We start from the raw sequence: 23,458 nt of genomic DNA on the forward strand, positions 1-23,458 counted from the left end.
GGGTTTGGTTTTTCTTATGGAGGAGTGGTTGGATTTTTTTAGATAAAATACTTGCAAAAAATAAAAAGTTTGCTATAATAGCAGTCCTTAACACCCTAGGCGATTGGCTCAATTGGTAGAGCATCGGACTCCAAATCCGAGGGTTGGGGGTTCGAGTCCCTCATCGCCTGCCATCTTATTCTTCATACCATTCTTTTAACTTCATAAAAATTGGTCATTCCAAGGCAAGTCCCTGCATGAGCGATAATAAAGACAATTTGGATATCCAATCTGAAACTTCAGCATCTGGCTCACGACATACCAAAACCCCAATCACCGTTTCAAAAGAGAGTGTGGTAGAGGTTGCTAAAAAGCGTTCACCAAAAGATATGCTTTTGTGGTTGGTTGCCATCATCGCCATGATTTCGGCAACTTTGGTGTCTCAATATTTGCCAAGGTATTGGGCGCCTGCCAATAATGTTTGGATGCAGATTGCTATTACGGTAAGCTTGGTTGTATTTGGCTTTATTTGTCTGGCATTTACCAATCAAGGATCGGCTTTCAAAACATTGTTAAAAGATGCGGGTATTGAGCTGCGCCGTGTGACATGGCCAACCAAAGATGAGACTGTTCGTTATACTTGGCAAGTGATTTTGATGATGATAGTTTTTGGAATTATCATTTGGTTGTTGGATATGTTCTTTAGCTACGTTGTTGGCTTTGTTATTTAAGTAATTAAAAAGGGTATAAAATGCGTTGGTATATCATTCAAGCGTTCTCTGGTTATGAAAATCAAGTTCAGCGTTCTTTGATTGAGCGCATTAAGCGCAGTGAATTTGCCGATAAGTTTGGTGATGTGCTTGTACCGACTGAAGAAGTTGTTGAAATGCGTGAAGGCAAAAAGCGCACAACGCAGCAAAAACTTTTCCCAGGGTATGTCCTGATCAATATGGAAATGAACGAAGATACTTGGCATATTGTTAGATCTTGCCCAAATATCACAGGATTTATCGGTGGTACACCAGAGCATCCTGCACCAATTACTCAGATTGAAGCGGATCGAATCTTAAATCGTATTAATAAAACTGGTGATGCGCCGCGTCCAAAAACCATGTTTGAGCCTGGCGAAGAGGTGTTGGTCATTGACGGTCCATTTACAGATTTCAAAGGACTTGTTAAGAAAGTGGATTATGATAAGTCAAAATTACATTTGACCGTCAGCGTATTTAATCGTCCAACTGAAGTTGAGCTTGAATTTAATAAGGTTGAAAAGATTAATTAATTACCGTATAATATGCGGTTTCGGCTCTGGGTACTAGTCTAGAGCTTGTTATTAACCTGGGGAGCTATTTAGCGTTATTACCCGTTATTGGAGAGATTCTCATGGCAAAGAAGATTGATGGCTACATCAAGCTACAAGTGCCTGCCGGTAAGGCAAATCCATCGCCACCAATTGGTCCAGCATTGGGTCAAAAAGGCGTGAACATCATGGCATTCTGTAAAGAGTTCAATGCTGCTTCTGCAAATATTGAGCCAGGCTTACCTATTCCTGTTGTAATTACCGTTTTTAATGACAAGTCATTCACTTTTGTGATGAAATCTCCTCCTGCGGCGGTTTTATTGCGTAAAGCAGCTGGTATTGCAAAAGGCTCAAGCACTCCTAACACGTCGAAAGTTGGTACTGTAAACCGTGATCAACTTGAAGAAATCGTAAAAACCAAGCAAGCAGATTTAACCGCTGCTGAACTTGAAGCGGCAATCCGTACCATTGCAGGTACTGCTCGCTCAATGGGTATTACTGTGGAGGGTGTGTAATGGCTAAGCTAACTAAGCGTCAACAATTAATTAAAGATCGTGTGGACAGCAACAAGCTATACACCATCGAAGAAGCCGTTGCAATTTTGAATGATTTGCCAGCAGCAAAATTCAAAGAGTCAATTGACATCGCTATTAACTTGGGTGTAGATCCACGTAAATCTGATCAAGTTGTTCGTGGCGCAACCAATCTACCTGCGGGTACTGGTAAAACTAAGCGTGTTGCAGTATTTGCACAAGGCGCTGCCGCTGATGCTGCTAAAGAAGCAGGTGCTGATGTCGTTGGTTTTGAAGACCTAGCAGAAAGCATCAAAGCTGGCAACATGGATTTTGATGTTGTGATTGCATCACCTGATGCGATGCGCGTCGTAGGTCAGTTGGGTACCATTCTTGGTCCACGTGGTTTGATGCCAAACCCAAAAGTTGGCACTGTAACTGCTGACGTCGCTACTGCAGTAAAAAATACTAAAGCAGGTCAGGCTCAGTATCGTGTTGATAAAGCAGGTATTATTCATGCTTCTATCGGTCAGGTTGGCTTTACTGCTGAGCAAATCGAGCAAAACGCAACAGCTTTATTAAATGATCTTAAGCGTGCTAAACCAGCAACTTCTAAAGGTATTTATATCAAGAAGATCACACTGTCTAGCACCATGGGTCCTGGTATCGCAATTGATCCAGTACCACACCGCGTTAATAAGTAATCAATGCGTTGGGTTAAATTCTAATATTTAACTTGATTTTAAAATTTTATTGATTATAATAATGCAACTTTTGATGGCTAAAATCGATTTTAGCCATCAAAAAAGTTTAACAATTTAATATTTATTAGTTCAGCACAACGGGTTGTGCTGTCTAAGACCGTAGGTATTGCTCGGCAATCTAATAGGGAAACCTGCCTACGCAGACGGTGAGACTGTATTGTCGCCGTAATGGTTCAAACATCCTTAGGTGTTTGTGAATTTGGCTTATTGCTTTTGTGGTATTTTTAGCAATAATTTTGGAGACAACCCATGGCACTAAATCTTCAAGACAAACAAGCAATTGTTGCTGAAGTAAATGAAGCTGCCAAAGGTGCGCTCTCTGCTGTAGTTGCCGACTCGCGCGGCGTTACAGTAGCAAAGATGACCGAACTTCGTAAAGCTGCTCGTGAAGCAGGTGTTGATATGCGCATTGTACGTAACACTTTGTTGCGTCGTGCTCTAGCTGACACCTCTTTTGAGTGCATGAACGATGTATTCGTTGGTCCTACACTAATCGCATTTTCAAATGAGCATCCAGGTGCAGCAGCACGTTTGTTCAAAGAATTTGCAAAGACCAATGACAAGTTCGAAATCAAAGGCGCAGCTTTTGAAGGTGAATTTATTGACGCAAAATCTATCGATCGCCTAGCTACCCTACCAACTTACGACGAAGCTATCGCACGTCTGATGGGTACTATGAAAGAAGCAGCAGCGGGCAAACTTGCACGTACTTTAGCTGCACTTCGTGATAAGATGGAATCAGAAGCGGCTTAATTTACCGTAACATTTTAAATTTATTTACTCTCATACCTTTATTTAGGAATAATTGCTATGTCACTAACTAATGAACAAATCTTAGACGCAATCGCGGAAAAATCAGTCATGGAAATCGTTGAGCTTATCTCTGCGATGGAAGAGAAGTTTGGCGTATCTGCAGCAGCTCTAGCAGCAGCTCCAGCAGCTGGCGGCGATGCTGGCGGTGCGGCTGAAGAAAAAGACGAGTTTGACGTTGTTCTAACCAGCGCAGGCGATAAGAAAGTTGCTGTTATTAAAGTTGTGCGTGAAGTTACTGGTCTAGGTCTAAAAGAAGCCAAAGACCTAGTTGAAGGTGCGCCACAAACTGTTAAAGAAGCGGCATCTAAAGCTGAAGCTGAAGAGCTTAAGAAGAAGCTTGAAGAAGCTGGCGCAAGCGTTGACCTTAAATAATTTCCCTAAATTGCTGCCAGTCATATAGACAGCTATTTAAAAATTATTTTTCAAAAAAGCCGATAATGTATTGCATTATTGGCTTTTTTTTATTATAATTAAGTATTTGACCTTTTGTGTATCTGTTCTTACAGCGGAATAGAAACACATTCCAAAAGGACAAACGCACCCATGCAAGCTGAACGACTTACCTATCATTAACAGTGACTTGCTAGATACTGAACGGTATTTGGCGATTTGTTGTGTCTGTCTGTTTTATTTCTGTGCGATTTTCCTTTGTAGAGTTCAAAAAATGGGTGCTTATCTCAAGAATCGCAATGATTCTTTCATATTTTTGAATTTATCTATCTAAATAGAGAAATTCTTTGGCAGTGTTTGCCTCTTTGGCAGCATATTTTTAAATTAGTCTAAGGAATCTTAATGGCATATTCTTATACCGAAAAGAAACGTATTCGCAAAAGTTTTTCAAAGCTTCCAGATGTCATGGATGTGCCTTATCTGCTTGCCATCCAAGTGGATTCTTATGAGCAATTCTTACAAGAGCATAAAAAACCAAAAGCTCGTGCCAATATTGGTTTACAAGCGGCTTTTTCTTCAATTTTCCCGATCGAAAGCCACTCTGGGAATGCTCAATTACAATTCGTTGAGTATTACTTAGGTGAGCCTGAGTTTGATGAGCGCGAATGTATCATGCGCGGCTCAACCTTTGCAGCACCTTTGCGTGTAAAAATTCGCCTCGTTATCAAGGATAAAGAAAACAAAACTGCCATTAAAGACGTCCGTGAACAAAGTGTTTATATGGGCGAAATCCCATTGATGACGGATAATGGTACTTTTATTATTAACGGTACCGAGCGTGTCATCGTCTCTCAGCTGCATCGCTCACCTGGTGTTTTCTTTGATCATGATAAAGGCAAGTCGCACTCAAGCGGTAAAGTACTTTATAACGCGCGCATTATTCCTTATCGTGGTTCTTGGCTTGACTTTGAATTTGATGCCAAAGATTTGGTGTATGCGCGTATTGACCGTCGTCGTAAGCTATTGGCAACCATTATTTTACGTGCCATTGGCATGGATACCGCTCAAATTTTAGACCAATTCTTTGAAAAAGTAGAAGTATTTAAAGGTGCTGAATCATTTGAAATTGAACTGATTGCTGATCGTTTAAAAGGCGAGATGGCTCAGTTTGACATCGTAAGTCCTGATGGTAAGGTGATTGTTGAACAAGGTCAGCGTATCAACGCACGCCGTGTTAAGCAAATCCTAGATGCTGGTATGACTAAGCTGGCTGTGCCTGATGAATACTTGTATGAGCGTATCATTGGCGAGGATATCGTGGTTGGGGATGAGGTTTTGGTGCGTGCTAATACCTTGATTGACCATGAAATTTTGGTAAAACTTGCTGAAAAGAATATTCAATCATTTAAGATTTTATTCACAAATGATATCGATCATGGTGCGTATATCGCCGATACACTACGCGCTGACACCATTTTGACTCGTGAAGAGGCGCTGATCGAAATCTATAAAGTGATGCGTCCAGGTGAGCCGCCAACGCTTGAGACTGCTGAAAAGCTTTTTGAATCCATGTTCTTTAGCCAAGACCGTTACGACTTGTCTAATGTGGGTCGTATGAAATTCAACCGTCGCTTGGGTCGTGAGTTCATTGACACTGACGATATGGATGTGCAGCGCGAGCAAGGCGTTTTATCGAATCAAGATATTGTTGATGTCTTAAAAGAATTGATCGAGATCCGTAATGGTCGCGGCGAAGTTGATGATATCGACCACTTGGGTAACCGCCGTATTCGCTCTGTGGGTGAAATGACTGAAAACCAGTTCCGTATCGGTTTGGCGCGTGTCGAGCGTGCTGTTAAAGAGCGCTTGACGACCGCTGATTCTGACAATTTATCACCTCAAGATTTGATCAACTCAAAACCTGTGGCAGCGTCTATCAAAGAGTTCTTCGGCTCAAGTCAGCTATCGCAGTTTATGGACCAAAACAACCCGCTATCTGAGATCACGCATAAGCGCCGTGTGTCAGCATTGGGTCCAGGTGGCTTGACGCGTGAGCGCGCAGGCTTTGAGGTTCGTGATGTTCACACCACCCACTATGGACGTGTTTGTCCCATTGAAACTCCTGAAGGTCCAAACATTGGCTTGATCAACTCTCTGGCGACTTTTGCCAAAACAAATAACTTTGGCTTCCTAGAGACACCGTACAGACGCGTGGTTGATGGTCGTGTGACCGATGAAATTGAATACGTTTCTGCCATCGAAGAAGTGGGCATGGTGATCGCACAAGCTGACTCACCGATGAATGATCAAGGTGAGCTGACCGAAGAGATGGTCAGTGTCCGTCATGACGGCGAATTTGTGCGTATGAGTGCTGATAAAGTCACTCATATGGATGTTTCACCGCGTCAAGTAGTATCGGTAGCAGCAGGTCTGATTCCATTCTTGGAACATGATGACGCAAACCGTGCCTTGATGGGCTCAAACATGCAGCGTCAGGCAGTTCCAACACTGCGCAGTGATAAGCCGCTTGTGGGAACAGGTATGGAGCGTCACGTGGCGCGTGACTCAGGGGTTTGTGTGGTTGCTAAGCGTGGCGGTGTGATCGAAGAAGTTGATGCCAGTCGCATCATCGTGCGTGTCAATGAAGACGAGATGACGGCAGGTGAGGCAGGTATCGATATTTATAATTTGATTAAATACACTCGCTCAAACCAAAACACCTGTATTAACCAGCGTGTCATCGTCAATGAAGGCGATGAAATCGCACGTGGCGATATCTTGGCTGATGGTCCGTCAACCGATCTTGGTGAGCTTGCACTGGGTCAAAATATGCGCGTGGCATTCATGCCTTGGAATGGTTATAACTTCGAAGACTCGATTTTATTATCTGAACGCGTGGTTCAAGAAGATCGCTTTACTACCATTCATATCCAAGAGCTAACTTGTGTGGCTCGTGATACCAAGCTTGGTCCTGAAGAAATCACAGGCGATATTCCAAACGTTGGTGAAGCTGCGCTGGCAAATCTTGATGAAGCGGGTATCGTGTATATCGGTGCAGAAGTTGATGCTGGCGACATTTTGGTTGGTAAAGTGACTCCAAAAGGCGAAAGTCAGCTCACTCCAGAAGAAAAGCTGCTTCGTGCCATTTTTGGTGAAAAAGCTGCCGACGTTAAAGACACATCTTTACGTGTGCCATCATCAACCAAAGGTACGGTGATTGATGTGCAAGTCTTCACACGCGACGGCCTTGAAAAAGACAGCCGCGCTAAGTCTATCGAAAAAGCCATGCTTGACGATTATCGTAAAGACTTAAAAGAAGAATTGGTGATTTTTGAAGCAGCAGCAAAAGGCCGTATTTTGAGCCTGCTAGAAGGCAAAAAAGTCAGCGGCGGTGCAGGCTTTAAAGCGGGTACAGTTCTAAGCGCTGCAGATATCGAAAACTTGTCACTTGAAAGCTTACTAGATATCCAGCCTGCTGAAGAGGAGGTATCGGAGCGTTTGGGTCAGATTGCTGAATTCTTAAGTGATAAGCAAAAAGACATCGATAACAAATTTACCGAGAAAAAACGCAAATTAACCCAAGGTGATGACTTGGCGCATGGCGTCCAAAAGATCGTGAAGGTTTATTTGGCAGTTAAGCGTCGTATCCAGCCAGGTGATAAGATGGCAGGTCGCCATGGTAACAAAGGGGTTGTGTCGCGCATCATGCCAGTTGAGGACATGCCTTATGATGAAAATGGCAATCCTGTTGACATCGTGCTAAACCCATTGGGCGTACCATCGCGTATGAACATCGGTCAGGTGCTAGAGACCCATTTGGGTATGGCAGCCAAAGGTCTGGGTGATAAGATTAATGGCATGCTGCGTGCCCAAGCCAGCATCGCTCAACTGCGTGAATTCTTAGATAAGATTTATAACCAAGTTGGCGGTGAGCAAGTGGATTTGGACAGCTTGTCTGATGAAGATTTGTTAGCGCTATGCCAAAATCTAAAAGATGGCGTACCTATGGGCACAGCGGTATTTGATGGCGCTGAAGAAACTCAAATCAAAGAGCTGCTAAGCTTAGCTGATCTATCAACCACAGGTCAACAAACGCTATATGATGGCCGCACAGGTAAGAAATTTGATCGCCCTGTTACAGTTGGCTATATGTATATGCTGAAGCTAAACCACTTGGTGGATGATAAGATGCACGCGCGTTCGACAGGTTCGTACTCGCTTGTGACTCAGCAGCCATTGGGCGGTAAAGCACAATTCGGTGGTCAGCGTTTTGGTGAGATGGAGGTCTGGGCACTTGAAGCTTATGGTGCAACTTACACCCTGCAAGAGATGCTGACGGTTAAGTCGGACGATGTTGAAGGTCGTACGCGTATGTATAAGAACATCGTCGATGGTGAGCAGTATATGAATCCTGGTATGCCAGAGTCGTTCAATGTCCTAACCAAAGAGATCCGCTCGCTGGGTATCAACATTGACTTAAAAGAAAAGAAGTAACCAAAGCCCAAGACCAAAACTACCCAGTGATCAAATGATCACTGGGCGTAAAGATTACGACGAATACAACGGAGAAACCTTTTGAAAGATTTATTAGATATCATGAAAGGCCCTGCTGACAATGGTGTAAAAGAATTTGATAGCATTCAAATTTCTTTGGCATCACCTGAGGCAATCAAATCTTGGTCGCATGGCGAGGTTAAAAAGCCAGAAACCATTAACTACCGCACCTTTAAGCCTGAGCGTGATGGCTTATTCTGTGCCAAAATCTTTGGCCCTGTCAAAGATTTTGAGTGCTTGTGTGGCAAATATAAGCGCCGTAAATTCCAAGGTATTATTTGTGAGCGCTGCGGTGTTGAAGTGACTGCGGCTAAGGTTCGCCGTGAGCGCATGGGTCATATTGAGCTTGCCTCTCCAGTTGCTCATATTTGGTTCTTAAAATCATTGCCTAGCCGTATCGGTCTTCTATTAGATATCACGTTGCGTGACATTGAGCGCGTGCTTTATTTTGAAAGCTACATCGTGACCGATCCTGGCATGACCAGTCTTGAAAAATATCAGCTGTTGGATGATGAAGAGTATTTTAATGCGCTTGAGCAATATGGCGATGAGTTTATTGCTAAGATGGGCGCTGAAGCGGTTCAAGACTTGCTGCGTGATATCGATGTGGATGGCGAAATTGATGAACTTCGCACCGCAATTCCACAAACTGGCTCTGAGACCAAACTCAAAAAAATGTCTAAGCGCTTGCAGCTGCTTGAGTCTTTCCGCGACTCAAACAACAAGCCTGAATGGATGGTGATGACCGTATTACCTGTGTTACCACCAGATTTGCGTCCTTTGGTGCCGCTTGAAGGTGGTCGTTTTGCAACGTCAGACCTGAACGATTTGTATCGCCGTGTGATCAACCGTAATAATCGTTTGAAGCGCCTGCTAGAGCTGAATGCGCCTGACATCATTGTGCGTAACGAAAAGCGTATGCTACAAGAAGCGGTCGATGCACTACTAGATAATGGTCGCCGTGGTCGCGCGATTACAGGGTCTAACAAGCGCCCATTAAAATCACTTGCTGACATGATTAAAGGTAAGCAAGGCCGTTTCCGTCAAAACCTACTTGGTAAGCGCGTAGACTATTCTGGACGTTCGGTGATCGTGGTTGGTCCGACACTGCGTTTGCATCAGTGCGGCTTGCCAAAGAAAATGGCACTTGAGCTGTTCAAGCCATTTACTTATGCCAAACTGCTTCAAAACGGCATTGCCAGCACCATTAAAGCTGCCAAGAAAATGGTTGAGCGCGAAGAGCCAGCTGTTTGGGATATGCTTGCGATGGTCATTCGTGAACATCCTGTGCTCCTTAACCGTGCGCCAACGCTTCACCGTTTGGGTCTACAAGCGTTTGAGCCTGTGCTGATTGAAGGTAAAGCAATTCAGCTACATCCTTTGGTGTGTGCTGCGTTTAACGCTGACTTTGACGGTGACCAAATGGCGGTTCACGTACCGCTGACTTTGGAAGCTCAGCTTGAGGCTCGCGCCTTGATGATGTCAACCAACAACATCTTGTCGCCTGCAAACGGTGAGCCGATCATCGTACCTTCTCAAGACGTCGTTTTGGGCCTGTATTACATCAGCCGCGGCAGTGTCAACGCCAAAGGTGAAGGCATGGTATTTAGTACCGTGAACGAAGCCTTGAGAGCAATTGGTTCAGATGATTTATCAGTCAATGCCAAGATTAAAGTTCGCGTGGCTGAGACGATTTTGGATGAAAAAACAGGCGAAAAAACCAGCCGTACTAGCATCCAAGATACGGTAGCTGGCCGCTTGCTGATCTGGAATATCATGCCAGAAGGTATGGCGTTTAGCGAATGTAATACTGAGATGACCAAGAAAAACATCTCTAAGCTTTTAAACTCATGCTATCGCAAACTGGGCGTTAAAGAATCGGTCATGTTTGCTGACCATCTGATGTATTTGGGATTTGCTCAAGCGACTTTGTCGGGCATTTCGATTGGTATGGAAGATATGGTTATTCCACCAACCAAAAAGCAAATCGTGGATACAGCCGATGCCGAAGTCCGCGACATTGAGCAGCAATTTGAGCAGGGCTTTGTGACTGCAGGTGAGCGCTATAACAAAGTTGTTGATATTTGGGCGCGTACTTCAGATAAAATTGCGAATGCGATGATGGATAACCTGTCTAAAGACGAGGTAACCAACGCAGACGGTGAGACCGAAACTCAAAAGTCATTTAACTCAATTTATATGATGGCTGACTCAGGTGCTCGTGGTAGTGCAACGCAGATTCGTCAGCTTGCAGGTATGCGTGGTCTGATGGCTAAGCCAGATGGCTCAATTATCGAAACACCAATTAAAGCCAACTTCCGTGAAGGCTTGACGGTACTTCAGTACTTCATCTCAACGCACGGTGCCCGTAAAGGCTTGGCAGATACCGCCTTGAAAACAGCAAACTCAGGTTATCTGACCCGTCGTTTGGTTGATGTGGCGCAAGATTTGGTCATCACCCAAGATGACTGTGGTACGGATGCAGGTCAGCGCATGACACCTGTGATTGATGGTGGTGAAATTGTTGAACGCTTGGGTGATCGTGTGCTTGGGCGTGTCGCTGCCAAAGATGTGGTGAATACAGATGGCGAAGTGGTCGTGCCTGCAGGTACTTTGATTGACGAGCGATTGGTTGAAAAGCTAGATGCCAATGCAATTGATGAAGTGTATGTGCGCTCGGTCATTACTTGTGAAGCCACTCAGGGCGTCTGTGCCCAATGTTATGGTCGTGATTTGGCTCGTGGTCATTTGGTCAATATTGGCGAATCTGTAGGTGTGATGGCAGCACAGTCAATTGGTGAGCCAGGTACTCAGTTGACCATGCGAACGTTCCACGTTGGTGGTGCCGCGTCTGCGGCTTCTGTTGATAACAGCGTATCGGTTGGTAATTCAGGTTCGGTTCGTTTTCATAATATGAAAACGGTTGAACATGCCGATGGTCATTTGGTTGTGGTTTCTCGTTCGGCAGAGATTGGTGTGGCTGATGATCAAGGTCGTGAGCGTGAGCGCTATAAAGTACCTTATGGCTCAAGCGTCTTGGTGCGCGACACAGATGCCGTTGAAGCAGGACAAGTGATCGCCAAATGGGATCCGCACACCCATCCGATCATTACAGAGTTCTCAGGTACCGCACGCTTTAGCGACATTACCGATGGTATGACCGCGACAGTTAAGGTGGATGAGATGACGGGTGTGAGCTCATTTGAAATCTTGACCAGTAAAGATCGCCCAAGCGTTGCCAAAGATTTGCGTCCTGCGATCATCTTGGATACCGATGAAGGTAAAGAAGTGGTTTATTTCTTACCAAACGAAACCATCATCCGCGTCTCTGAAGGTGAGCATGTCACAGCAGGTTCGGTACTTGGCCGTGTCCCACAGGCGACCTCAGGTACCAAAGATATTACCGGTGGTCTACCGCGTGTTGCTGACTTGTTTGAAGCACGACGTCCAAAAGATCATGCCATTATGGCTGAGATGAGTGGCGTGGTCAGTTTTGGTAAAGAAACCAAAGGTAAAAACCGCTTTATCATCACCAATGAAGATGGTGATGTGCATGAAGAGTTGATTCCAAAATGGCGTCAAATCAACGTCTTTGAGGGTGAAACTGTTGAACGTGGTGAGGTGGTTTCTGATGGACCTCAAAATCCGCATGATATTTTACGCCTAAAAGGTGAGACAGCACTGGCAAATTACATTGTCAATGAAGTGCAAGAAGTTTATCGCTTACAAGGTGTAAAAATCAACGACAAGCACATTGAGGTCATCGTGCGTCAGATGCTGCGCAAAGTTGAAGTCATTGATGGTGGTGACTCAAGCTACTTCAAAGGCGATCAAGCTGAATATTCAAAGATTCGCGCATTGAATGCAGAATTGGTTGCTAATAGCAAATTCCCTGTGCAATATGAGCGTCAGCTTTTGGGTATCACGAAAGCAAGCTTGGCGACCGAAAGCTTTATCTCGGCAGCCTCGTTCCAAGAAACTACCCGTGTCTTAACCGCCGCTGCGGTGATGGGTAAAGTGGATGACTTGTCTGGCTTGAAAGAAAACGTCGTTGTGGGTCGCTTGATCCCAGCAGGTACTGGCTTGGCGTATCATCAAGCTCGCCAGCGTAAAGCTCAAAATGCCAGCAGCGAAACCGTTCAGGTTGATGAGCTGTTGTCAGCCATGGCAGCTGAGCCGTCTGCGACTTCAGAAGATAATTTGAGTGTTGAAGACAGTTTTGCCAAAGCATTCGCTGATGAGCTGGGCTCTCAAGAGTAAGCGTATATGTTCAAAGGCTCGTTTCTAGGAACGGGCTTTTGTTTTTTGGGCTAAAATGAAGCTGTATAATCCAGCCAAAGCCCTTATCGGTATTTTCAGTCATACAGTCCAAAAATTGTCTGATAATTTACATTTGCAAGTTTGTGAATATATTGCAAATTTGTATTAATGGGTGTATAACTATACTTTTGACTGTCACCTGCAAGGATATTCTCATGACCTTATCGTTAAATAAAGATAAAATCCGCTTTTTGCTACTTGAAGGCGTTCATGAAAATGCACTAAAAGTACTCAATGACGCCGGCTATACAAATATTGAATACATCAAATCAGCGCTTGATGAGGCTGAGTTGATCGAGAAGATCAAAGACGCACATTTTATTGGTATCCGCTCGCGCACTCAGCTGACGCGCAAGGTGCTTGAAGCTGCTGAAAAACTGATCTGCATCGGCTGCTACTGCATCGGCACCAACCAAGTTGATCTAGAGGCGGCACTTGAGCTGGGCATTCCTGTATTTAATGCGCCTTATTCAAACACGCGCTCTGTGGCGGAACTGGTGCTTGCTGAAACCATCATGCTCATGCGCGGCGTGCCTGAAAAAAATGCTGTCGTGCATCGCGGCGGCTGGAATAAGTCTGCCAAAGACAGCTATGAAGTGCGTGGCAAGACCATGGGTATCGTCGGGTATGGCTCAATCGGCTCTCAGTTGTCAGTGCTTGCCGAAAGTTTGGGTATGAAAGTTATTTATCATGACGTCATCACTAAGCTGCCACTGGGTAATGCAGTGCAAGTTGGTAGTCTAGAAGAACTATTATCTAAGGCGGATGTCGTTACCCTGCATGTGCCTGATTTGCCAAGTACGCGCAACATGATGACTGCCAAAGAGTTTGCGCAAATGAAAGATGGGGCGTTTTTCATCAACGCTGCGCGCGGCGGATGTGTGGATATCGATGCTTTGGCAGCGGCGCTTGAGAGTAAAAAGATTCTTGGTGCGGCAATTGACGTATTCCCAAAAGAGCCAAAATCAGCCGACGAAGAGTTTGAATCACCACTACGCGCCTTTGATAATGTGATCTTGACGCCGCATGTCGGTGGCTCAACTCAAGAAGCTCAAGCCAATATCGGTCTTGAAGTCGCCGAAAAGTTTGTGCGCTATTCTGATCAAGGTGACACCACCAGTGCCGTCAACTTCCCGAATGTCTCCATTCCATTTACTGATGGCACGCATCGCTTGCTGCACATTCACCGCAACGTTCCAGGTGTCTTGTCGCAAGTCAATGCTTCGTTTGCTGATGCAGGCATCAACATCGCGGCACAGTCTTTGATGACCAAAGGAGATGTGGGCTACTTGGTGATGGATGTGGATGATAACGATTCAGAAAAAGCCTTGGCGCGCCTGCGTGCTGTGCCGGAGACCATCCGAGTTCGCGTTCTGTTTTGATTGATTTTATCAATAGTAGTGATAATGACAAGGCCGCTTTTTGATAGAGCGGCTTTGTGTTTTTATGATACAATGGCATCATAATAAGGGTTATTAAGGGGAAATTATGAGCAAACATTATGATTATATCGCCATCGGCGGGGGTTCTGGTGGCATTGCTTCTATCAACCGTGCCGCTCAATACGGCAAAAAATGCGCCATCATCGAAGCGCATCAAGTTGGCGGTACTTGTGTCAATGTCGGCTGCGTGCCAAAAAAAGTCATGTGGTATGCTGCCCAAGTGTCTGGGGCGATTCATAAATACGCACCGGATTATGGTTTTGATGTCGAAGTTAAGCAGTTTGATTTTGGGCGATTGATCGAATCGCGCCAAGCTTATATTGGGCGCATTCACCAGTCATACCAAAATGTTTTCACCAAAAACGGTGTGGATCTGATTAAAGGGTTTGGACGCTTTATTGACAAAAACACCATCGAAGTTTCTTATGAAGATGGCACAACAGAGCAAATTACCGCTGATCATATTGTGATTGCGACAGGCGGTCAGCCAGTTAAGCCCCAAATTCCTGGTGCAGAATATGGCATCGATTCGGATGGTTTTTTTGCTTTGAATGAATTGCCAAAGCGCGTCGCGGTGATTGGTGCAGGCTACGTTTCGGTGGAAGTAGCAGGCGTGCTAAATAGCTTGGGTGTCCAAACGCATCTGATGGTTCGTGGTGATAAACCTTTACGCTCATTTGATGCTGGCATCGTTGAAGTGTTGGTCGATGTCATGCAAAAAGACGGCATCACGCTACACACCCAAGCCAATCCAAAGCAGATCATCCAAAATGACGACAACTCATTGACCGTGGTGTTAGAAGATGGTCGTGAGCAAACTGCGGACTGTGTAATTTGGGCGGTGGGGCGTAAGCCTGCCACAGATCAGCTTAATCTGGATGGTGTTGGTGTCAAGACCAATGCCAAAGGTCAAATCATTGTCGATAAATTTCAAAACACCAACATTGAAGGCATTTATGCGGTTGGGGATATTATCGAAAATGGCATTGAGCTGACACCGGTGGCAGTGGCAGCAGGGCGTAGATTGTCAGAAAGACTGTTTAATCAAAAACCAGATGAGCATTTGGATTATAGCTTAGTGCCCACGGTGATTTTCAGTCATCCGCCGATTGGGACGGTAGGCTTAAGCGAAGCTTCGGCGATTGAGCACTATGGTGCTGACAACATCAAAGTCTATACCTCAAACTTTACGCCCATGTATAGTGCGGTGACGGCACATCGTGAGCCGTGCCGAATGAAGCTTGTGTGCCTAGGCGATGAGCAAAAGATCATCGGACTGCATGGCATTGGCTTTGGGGTGGATGAGATGATCCAAGGGTTTGCCGTTGCAATGAAGATGGGTGCGACCAAGGCGGATTTTGATAATACTGTCGCCATTCACCCAACAGGTGCTGAAGAGTTTGTGACCATGCGCTGATGGTGGTTTATAAATGATCAAAGCCCATGGGGGTCGCCCATGGGCTTTTTGATGGCGATTTTCAATAACTATTTTAAGTGCTTGTCTTTAAATGCCTAAAAATTTCATCCTTTGATATTCATGTCTTATATTTAAAGTTTAAAGGCTGATTAAAAAGTCTTGGTATAAGCTGTTGGGTCTTTGGCTAAGCTTTCTTGATTGTCTTCAAAAAAGGCTTTTTGCACACGATCTTTGACAGCCTGCCAAAGCGGAAATTGGCGACAAGTGGCTTCCAAGCTGCCTTGCCAATCTGGGATTTTCCCTTTCATGCGCCCAAATCGATGTTGCGGCTGATCTGCCAAGCTTTGAGCGGCTTTGATGGCAAGCAATGCCCCGTCTCGATGATTGCACACCAGCGCCATATCACAGCCTGCCTCTAGCGCGGCAAGCACACGCGCATCCACATCCCCTGCGATGTGCGCTGCTTTCATACATAAATCATCCGAAAAAATCACGCCATCAAACCCAAGTTGATTACGCACGATATCTTGAATCCAGAGTTTGGAAAATCCTGCAGGCTTATCATCAACTTGCCTAAAAATCACATGGGCAGGCATGAGCGCATCAAGCTGATCTAAGGTTTGGATAAAGGTTTGAGTGTCGTGATGCATAATCTCATCAAAGCTTCTGTCGTCGATCGCATCGGCAACGTGTGAGTCAGGAGCGATGGAGCCATGACCTGGAAAATGCTTACCAGTGGTTGCCATACCAGCATCTTTCATGCCTTTCATAAATTGCTTGGATAACGCCACGATGACATCTGGATCTGTATGAAAAGCACGATCACCGATCACAAGACTTGCCCCGTCTATATCAAGCACTGGTGCAAAACTAAAATCCACACCGACCGCCAAAACTTCACACGCCATCAAATAGCCGCAGTCATACGCCAATGATAGAGCATCAGCAGGATTTAGATCATATAATTTACCCAATTTACCCATGGCAGGCAGGGGTGAGAATCCAGAGCGAAATCGTGCCACACGCCCGCCTTCTTGATCGACTGCGATGAGCACGCTTGGATTGATTTCTCGTATCGAATCGGTGAGCGCACGCACTTGCGCAGGCGACTCAACATTACGCGCAAACAAAATAATACCGCCAACTTCTGGATGCGATAATAACGCACGATCTTTATCATCCAATGTCTTGGCGGTGATATCCGCCATAATCACGCCTTTTGCCACAAAAAACTCCTTGCTTAATCAGTCGTCTGGTGCTTATTATGCCATGAAATTAAGATGAAAAGAGAAGGGAGCGCCAATTTTCATACCCAAGTAGCGACTTTGTAACGATTGCTTAAGGCAGTTGCACAAAAACTAGCACTTAGGTAAAAAAACTTTGTGTTTTTTGTGTTAAGATAGCGGATATTTTGGGTTTTTTACCTGTTTTTTTTAATCATCTAACATCAGGATGTGGATATGTCAAAACAACAATATCTTTTATCAGGCGTGGCTGGCGCGGTGGCATGTGCGTTGTTTGTAAGCAGTTTTTCTTCGCTTGCTCAAGCATCCGATCGTGCCGCATTTATGCAGACACCTGAGCAGCGAGTGACGGCTCGGCAGATTGCCATATTGCTTGATCGAGCGCATTATAATGATCAACGGCTGGATGCAGATATGGGCAAAGTCATTTTACAGATGTATTTTGATAAGCTTGATCCAAATCGCACGTTGTTTTTACAGTCTGATGTGGACGAATTTACCAATAAATACGGCAACACTTACACCGCTTATCTGATGCGCGGTGATATGATACCAGGCATTGAGATTTTTGAGCGTTTTCGTACGCGATCTTTTGAATACTTTAGCGCTGCCAAATCATATTTGGATACCGACATTGATTTATATACCGATAAGCGCATCACGCTTGATCGCGAAGATGCACCGCGTTTTCAAACCAAACAAGAGCAGCTTGACTATTGGAAAAATCAGACAGCGCTGTCACTGATTACCATCATGCTCAATCAAGAAGACGACAAAGCCAAAGACCAAGCGTATCTAGACAATCCTGAATTGGCGCGTGGTCAAGACTTGGTCAAGGCAGAAAGTCGCACACCCAAAGAGATTTTGTTAAATCGTCTTAAGCGCCAAGAAGAGCAGCTTGAGCGACTTAAAAATGACGAAATCATGGAAGCAGTTCTTGATGCGGCGACCACAGCCTATGATCCGCACAGCAATTATTATGCCCCAGTTCAAGCCCAAGACATCCAAATTCAGACCAGTTTACAGCTTGAAGGGATTGGCGTTTCGATTCGCCCTGATCGTAAAAATCCGGACTACATTCGCATTGTCAGCCTTGTAGATGGTGGACCGGCTGCCAAGTCAGGTCAAATTTTGGCCAATGATTTGATTATCGGCGTGGCACAAGCCCAAGGTGAAATGGTTGATACCATCGGCTATAGCACCAAAGAGATCGTCGCTTTGATCCGTGGCGCTCGCGGTACTGAAGTGACCGTCAAGGTCAAACAGCCTAATACGCCAGATTCACAAGCCAGAACCGTCACCTTAGTGCGTGATGTCATTCAGCAAGAAGAATCAGGTGTGCAGCATCGGGTGATTGAGATGCCTTATGATGGCGGCATAAAAAAAGTTGGCGTCATTGAGATTCCAAGTTTTTATCTGAACTTTAAAGCGCGCCGCGAAGGTGTAGACGCCAGTCAGTATCGCAGTGTCAGCAACGACACCGAAAAAGCGCTCAAAGCCCTGACCGCTCAAGGTATCGACGGCTTGGTGGTCGATCTGCGCCATAATCCAGGTGGCTCGCTCGATGAAGTGGCAAAAATGCTTGGTATGTTTATCAAAGAAGGTCCTTTGGTGCAGATTCGTGATAATCGAGGCAATGTACAAGTCTTTGAAGATAAAGACGGCGGTCGCCAGTTGTATGATGGTAAATTGTCTGTACTGGTTAATCTTGGCTCGGCATCTGCCAGTGAGATTTTTGCTGCGGCGATCCAAGACTATGGACTAGGCTTGGTGGTAGGTAGTACGACTACTGGTAAAGGGACTGCTCAGACTCAGCGTGACGATGTGGCGCTTGGTTCAGTGACATTGACGCAGCGTAAATTTTATCGTGTCAATGGCGGCAGTACTCAGACCAAAGGGGTGGTGCCTGATGTTGAACTGGTCAATATCTATGAAGGTATTGAATTTGGCGAGCGTGAATATAAAAATCCGCTGCCTTGGGATACCATTGAGTCAACGAATTATCAAGCTGCTGGCAAATATTCGCCAAGCCTGTTAAGCTCACTCAATGAGCAGTCAAAAGCGCGCCAAGCAAGCGATCCGCAGTTTAGATATTTGTCTGAACTCAATGCCATTCGTGCGCTTGATGATGACAAACAACCGACCGAGATCAATTTACAAAAACGTCGTGCCAAATTACAGCTGATTGAAAACCGTACGTTGGCTGCCGAAAATGCGCGCAGACAAGCCACAGGCGAGACACCATTTGCCAATTGGTCAACGTATCAAGCCAACCTAGAGGCGATGGCTGAAGAACGTGGCGCCATGAAAGAAAACGAGCGCCCAAAGCTGCCTGAAAGTGAGGTTTATGTGCTTGAGGCGGCGCGCCTGATGTTTGATGCCGAGCGATAATTTGCTGGTATGACTTGCCAAGTTTGGCAAATCAAGAAAAGTGAATCAAAAATAAAAAGTCTGCCGCAATGACAGACTTTTTATTTTAACTATCTTTAAGATAATGGTTTATGTAGCAATTACCTACGGCGACCACCGATAAAGCCAACGATAAACAAGATGACAGCGATGATCAAGAAGATATAGGCAAACTCTTTGGTTAAACCTGCAATATTACCAAATCCTAAGAAACTTGCGATGACAGCGATAATAGCAAAAATAATAGCCCAGCGAAACATATGATTCTCCTTATAATGACTGGCATTGGTCCAATAAGTGTATAATTGCCAGTTTGGGGTTTTGATGAAAAAGAAAGTGGTATGCTTCCTTGTATTCTTAGAAGTTATTTTAGAGGAATCGTTTTATTATAAATACTGATAAATTGTAAGCTGTGTGAAATTAAACAAAGATTGTGTAATAACTTGTGCGTATCAGTGCACAAACCTGACAATATAATACAAAGTGCAATCTTGCACACATTTTTCTTGACAAGTTGATGAAATTTTGGTTTAATATGCAGCAATTCGGCGTGATAGCTCAGTTGGTAGAGCAACGGATTGAAAATCCGTGTGTCGGCAGTTCGATCCTGCCTCTCGCCACCATATTAAAAACCCCAAGCAAATGCTTGGGGTTTTTTGGTTGTTCAGTACATTAAAAAGCATCAGTCTATCGCTGATGCTTTTTATAAGCAATATTACAATCCGCTGACAATCAGCTGCACGCCTACAATCATCAAAAGCACACCAAAAGCTCGCTTAAGGGTTTGGGCAGGCAGAGCATGAGCCAATTTGGCACCGACTTTTGCCATGATAAAGCTGAGAATGCTGATTGTGACAAATGCGCCAATGTGTACAAAGCCAATCAAGCCGTCCACATCCGCAACCGCGCCGCCGCGATGACCAAACCAGATGAATCCAAGCGCACCGGCGATGGCGATCGGCAAGCCACACGCCGCCGAAGTACCCACAGCTTGACGCATCGGTACGCCGTTTTGGCTCAGATAAGGAACTGTTAAGCTACCACCCCCTATGCCAAAGATCGCGGATAAAATCCCAATGATAATCCCCGCAAGTCCTTGTTGATAAGGTGGCGGTGGTGGCACGCCTGGGCGTTCTTGGTTAGGGAAAAATAGCATTTTTATTGCCACTAAAACCGCCCCGCCACCCAAAATGGCTTGCAAAACTGCGCCGTCAATCAAGGTGGCAATCCATGCCCCCACCAAGCTGCCAAGCACCAGCCCTTTTGCCATATTCTTAAAAATTTCCCAACGCACCCCACCGCGCTTATGGTGTGCGCTCATTGAGCTAATGGAAGTTAAAATAATCGTCGCAAGCGCTGTGCCAACGGCGACATGAGGTACGATGTCGGTTGGCATGCCATATGCTGCCAAAATCCAGATCAATGCAGGCACAATCACCATGCCACCGCCCACACCAAATAATCCTGCGCACAGCCCAGCAACAATGCCTGCTGTCGCAAACCAAAGATAAATCATCGACATTCATCCATTATTTCTTTAAATTTATGCTATTATAACGCAATTTTATTTTGTTTGTGTTGAATTGTAATACAATGAACTTGAGTAAAACTGAACTTAGCAAGCTGTGGCAAACCGTGACAGCCAACCATCGCCATGCTAAGCTTGCCCAAAGTACCAATTCTGAGCTGATGGATGCACTCACTCAAGGTCAAATTGCACATCAGACGCTGCATTTATATACCACCGATCAACAAAGCGCTGGGCGCGGACAGCATGGTCGTTCTTGGATCAGCCCCCAAGGCAATGTTTTTTTGTCTTTATATGTACCAATGCGCACACAAGCTCATGACTTTGGCATTGATCAGTTATCGGGATTGATTTCACTGCTGGTGGGTTTTTATTTGGTAAAAATGCCCATCATTGAGCAAATAAACCAAATGTGCATGACCAAAAACCTACCCAGTATTGGCGTCAAATGGGCAAATGATTTGGGATTTATTGATCAGGCGCATCCTAAATTTCATAAATTGGCGGGCATCTTGATAGAGCCAGTATTTAAACCCATCAATGATCACAGCACCTTGATAGGATTGGTGATTGGTGTAGGGCTGAATGTAAAAAACAGCCCCATGATCCAAAATTCGCTGTATGAGTCTACGAGTCTTAGCGATCTTTGGCAGGCAGATGAGTTACCAGCCGCTGCGACACTGTATCAGCCGATCTGTGAGGCGATTTGCCAAGCTGTCGCCCATCATAATCAGTTGACTTTGGCTCATCATCAGGCGCTGACTGAGTTTGTTCATGAATTTAATCAGGTGCATGTACTGACGGGGCGAGATGTGCAGGTGTTTTTACAGGATGACCGAGAAAAGATCACGCACACGGGGCGCTGTATCGGCATCAATGATCAAGGGGCGTTGGTATTACAAACCCAGCAAGGCGAGCACAGTCTGTTTGCCGGCATGGTTCAATTAAAAAGTTAAAATTCAGGGATTGGTGTTATGGAAAATGCGATGGTGTTATGGCTTGACTTGGGAAATACTCGCCTAAAATATTGGATGATCCAAGATGATCAAATCATCTTATCTGATGCCAAAGAGCACCTAAAAGCACCCAATGAGCTTTTGATGGGGCTGCTTGGAACATTTGCGCAGTTTGAGCCAAGTTTTGTGGGGATTTCTAGTGTCTTGGGTGAAAAAATTAACCATGCCATTGCGGCAACTTTAGATGAGCTTGGCGTCCCTTTTGAATTTGCCAAAGTCAACGATAAGCATCCCATGCTCACGAGCCGCTACGACCCATCACAATTGGGCGTGGATAGATGGCTGCAGATGCTTGGCGCAGTTGATCCGATGCGTCAGCAGTGCGTGGTTGGGTGTGGCACGGCGCTCACCATTGATATTATTGATAAAGATACGCACTTGGGCGGTTATATTTTACCCAATGTGTATATGCAGCGCCACGCCCTGTACGCAGGCACGCAGCAAATCGGCGTCAAGCAAGGGCGATTTGATGACTTAAGCCTTGGTACGACCACTGATGATGCTGTCAATCATGGGGTGCTATTTGGGGTGGTGGGCGCTGTCGCCAGTGTGCAAGCTAACTATCCAAATTTTGAAGTGATACTCACAGGTGGCGGCGCACAAATGCTAAAACCGCACCTAAACCATATCCAAGTCGATGAAGATCTGCTACTAAAAGGACTGCAAAGATATTTTTGTTAAGTGTTAACTTACTTACGCTTACACGCCCATTTGATATGCCAAAATAAATAGCATGATGCAGCAAATCAATGACAGCATCCAAGTCACGGAGCGCAAAATGGCTAAATTTGCTGCATAACTGATGATGAAACATATCCGAAAGATGATAAAGCCTGTCGCAAGCATATTAATGATGCTTGCAGGTACAAAAGCATAAATGGCAATCAATACAGAAGCCAAGAAAATTGGCAGACTCTCAAAGCTGTTGGTTTGAGCATGGTTGAGTCTTGCGGCGGCTCCTTGAGTATTTGCCAAAAATTCACGCGGCGCCTGATTGTCCTTCATATTAAAACCGCCCACATATTTGGCAAGTGAGGCGCACAGATACGGCAACAAACAGGCAATGACCATTAAAATAATGGTCATTTTGATACCTGTATTAGCAAAGAGTGCATACATCATACATCAACGATCTCATAATCATGCGTAATATTCACCCCGCCTGCTGACAACATGCGTGAGGCTGAACAGTACTTTTCGGCGGATAGCTCAATGGCTTTGGCAAGCTGTGATTCTTTGATATTGCTGCCCGTCACCACAAAATGTAAGTGAATGTCGGTAAATACTGCAGGGATGGTATCTGCTCTGTGGGCGCGCATTTGGCAGCGGACATCGGTGATCTCTTGACGAGATTTTTTCATGATGCTTACGACATCATAACTGGCACAGCCGCCAAGCCCTAATAAAATCAGCTCCATCGGACTTGCGCCAGCGGTTTTATCTCCATCAAGATGGACGGTGTGTCCTGATGGTGAAGTACCCACAAAATGCACGCCATCTTCCCAAATTAATTCTGCATCTAATTGTGCCATATCAAAACCTTTTTATGTAACATTCAACTTTTTTATCAAATTCATTTTACTTGGTTTGGCAGTCTTTGGCAAACCATTTGAGCCGCTGCCGATTTTAGCCGATTGAGTTTTTAACGGTATAAAAAACTTTTTATCATAAAAATCATGAGCCAAATTAAGCTGTCATCACATCATACAAATAGTAATTTGATCACAGGAGCACTTGGATAAAACCCTATACTTTTGCGCTGTTTTTTGG

Annotated in this window: 18 protein-coding genes and 2 tRNA genes; 15 read left to right on the top strand and 5 right to left on the bottom strand. The window is 45.0% G+C overall.

From position 1 onward, the window contains the following. The first annotated feature begins 97 nt into the window (after positions 1–97). The 11 genes from B0180_RS09145 (at position 98) to gorA (ending at position 15,491) form a co-directional block, all read left to right on the top strand. A tRNA-Trp gene (locus tag B0180_RS09145) sits at positions 98–173 on the top strand. Positions 174–236: 63 nt separating this feature from the next. Next, complete coding sequence (secE, locus tag B0180_RS09150; RefSeq protein WP_078256644.1) at positions 237–710, top strand: preprotein translocase subunit SecE; 474 nt, start codon at positions 237–239, stop codon at positions 708–710. A gap of 20 nt (positions 711–730) precedes the next feature. Then, the gene (gene nusG / locus B0180_RS09155) at positions 731–1,261 is read left to right on the top strand and encodes a transcription termination/antitermination protein NusG (RefSeq protein ID WP_064618493.1); all 531 of its coding nucleotides are present in this window, start codon (positions 731–733) and stop codon (positions 1,259–1,261) included. A 101-nt stretch (positions 1,262–1,362) separates the two neighbouring features. Next, on the top strand, positions 1,363–1,794 hold the full coding sequence (gene rplK, locus B0180_RS09160) for a 50S ribosomal protein L11 (RefSeq protein WP_049237827.1): 432 nt from the start codon (positions 1,363–1,365) through the stop codon (positions 1,792–1,794). After that, on the top strand, positions 1,794–2,495 hold the full coding sequence (gene rplA, locus B0180_RS09165; protein WP_064609843.1) for a 50S ribosomal protein L1: 702 nt from the start codon (positions 1,794–1,796) through the stop codon (positions 2,493–2,495). The genes rplK and rplA overlap by 1 nt, the downstream gene beginning before the upstream one ends. Positions 2,496–2,804: 309 nt before the next feature. Beyond that, positions 2,805–3,308, top strand: coding sequence for a 50S ribosomal protein L10 (gene rplJ, locus B0180_RS09170; RefSeq protein WP_049237830.1), 504 nt, complete (start codon positions 2,805–2,807; stop codon positions 3,306–3,308). A 57-nt stretch (positions 3,309–3,365) separates the two neighbouring features. Then, positions 3,366–3,740, top strand: a complete 375-nt coding sequence (gene rplL, locus B0180_RS09175) for a 50S ribosomal protein L7/L12 (protein ID WP_049237832.1) — start codon at positions 3,366–3,368, stop codon at positions 3,738–3,740. A gap of 420 nt (positions 3,741–4,160) precedes the next feature. Beyond that, positions 4,161–8,252 (top strand): DNA-directed RNA polymerase subunit beta, encoded by a 4,092-nt coding sequence (gene rpoB / locus B0180_RS09180; RefSeq protein ID WP_078256645.1) that lies wholly within the window; start codon positions 4,161–4,163, stop codon positions 8,250–8,252. Between the two features lie 81 nt (positions 8,253–8,333). Further along, a complete protein-coding gene (gene rpoC, locus B0180_RS09185; protein ID WP_078256646.1) occupies positions 8,334–12,572 on the top strand; it encodes a DNA-directed RNA polymerase subunit beta' in 4,239 nt (1,412 codons plus the stop codon). 209 nt (positions 12,573–12,781) lie between these two features. Next, positions 12,782–14,014, top strand: coding sequence for a phosphoglycerate dehydrogenase (gene serA / locus B0180_RS09190; protein ID WP_233424965.1), 1,233 nt, complete (start codon positions 12,782–12,784; stop codon positions 14,012–14,014). A 106-nt stretch (positions 14,015–14,120) separates the two neighbouring features. Continuing rightward, positions 14,121–15,491, top strand: coding sequence for a glutathione-disulfide reductase (gene gorA, locus B0180_RS09195; protein ID WP_078256647.1), 1,371 nt, complete (start codon positions 14,121–14,123; stop codon positions 15,489–15,491). A gap of 149 nt (positions 15,492–15,640) precedes the next feature. On the opposite strand, the gene nagZ is transcribed toward gorA, so the two are convergent. Beyond that, positions 15,641–16,717, bottom strand: a complete 1,077-nt coding sequence (nagZ, locus tag B0180_RS09200) for a beta-N-acetylhexosaminidase (RefSeq protein ID WP_078256648.1) — start codon at positions 16,715–16,717, stop codon at positions 15,641–15,643. A gap of 234 nt (positions 16,718–16,951) precedes the next feature. On the opposite strand from nagZ, the gene B0180_RS09205 reads away from it, so the two are divergent. After that, positions 16,952–19,126, top strand: coding sequence for a carboxy terminal-processing peptidase (locus B0180_RS09205; RefSeq protein ID WP_078256649.1), 2,175 nt, complete (start codon positions 16,952–16,954; stop codon positions 19,124–19,126). Positions 19,127–19,245: 119 nt separating this feature from the next. On the opposite strand, the gene B0180_RS09210 is transcribed toward B0180_RS09205, so the two are convergent. After that, complete coding sequence (locus B0180_RS09210) at positions 19,246–19,404, bottom strand: DUF1328 family protein (protein ID WP_049237842.1); 159 nt, start codon at positions 19,402–19,404, stop codon at positions 19,246–19,248. A gap of 287 nt (positions 19,405–19,691) precedes the next feature. On the opposite strand from B0180_RS09210, the gene B0180_RS09215 reads away from it, so the two are divergent. Next, positions 19,692–19,767, top strand: a tRNA-Phe gene (locus B0180_RS09215). Between the two features lie 92 nt (positions 19,768–19,859). Here B0180_RS09215 and B0180_RS09220 read toward each other — a convergent pair. Beyond that, positions 19,860–20,660, bottom strand: coding sequence for a sulfite exporter TauE/SafE family protein (locus B0180_RS09220; protein ID WP_078256650.1), 801 nt, complete (start codon positions 20,658–20,660; stop codon positions 19,860–19,862). 77 nt (positions 20,661–20,737) lie between these two features. On the opposite strand from B0180_RS09220, the gene B0180_RS09225 reads away from it, so the two are divergent. Together B0180_RS09225 and B0180_RS09230 are read left to right on the top strand one after the other, a co-directional pair. Continuing rightward, positions 20,738–21,628, top strand: coding sequence for a biotin--[acetyl-CoA-carboxylase] ligase (locus B0180_RS09225; protein WP_078256651.1), 891 nt, complete (start codon positions 20,738–20,740; stop codon positions 21,626–21,628). 30 nt (positions 21,629–21,658) lie between these two features. Continuing rightward, positions 21,659–22,369: a pantothenate kinase gene (locus B0180_RS09230; RefSeq protein WP_078256652.1), complete on the top strand. Its 711-nt coding sequence runs from the start codon at positions 21,659–21,661 to the stop codon at positions 22,367–22,369. A gap of 18 nt (positions 22,370–22,387) precedes the next feature. Here B0180_RS09230 and B0180_RS09235 read toward each other — a convergent pair whose 3' ends face one another. Both B0180_RS09235 and B0180_RS09240 read right to left on the bottom strand, forming a co-directional pair. Beyond that, positions 22,388–22,810, bottom strand: coding sequence for an MAPEG family protein (locus B0180_RS09235; protein ID WP_078256653.1), 423 nt, complete (start codon positions 22,808–22,810; stop codon positions 22,388–22,390). After that, a complete protein-coding gene (locus tag B0180_RS09240) occupies positions 22,807–23,220 on the bottom strand; it encodes an OsmC family protein (protein WP_078256654.1) in 414 nt (137 codons plus the stop codon). Before B0180_RS09240 ends, B0180_RS09235 begins: the two co-directional genes overlap by 4 nt. Between the last annotated feature and the right edge of the window lie 238 nt (positions 23,221–23,458).

It is taken from the genome of Moraxella canis (assembly GCF_002014965.1).
Taxonomy (GTDB): Bacteria; Pseudomonadota; Gammaproteobacteria; order Pseudomonadales; family Moraxellaceae; genus Moraxella; species Moraxella canis.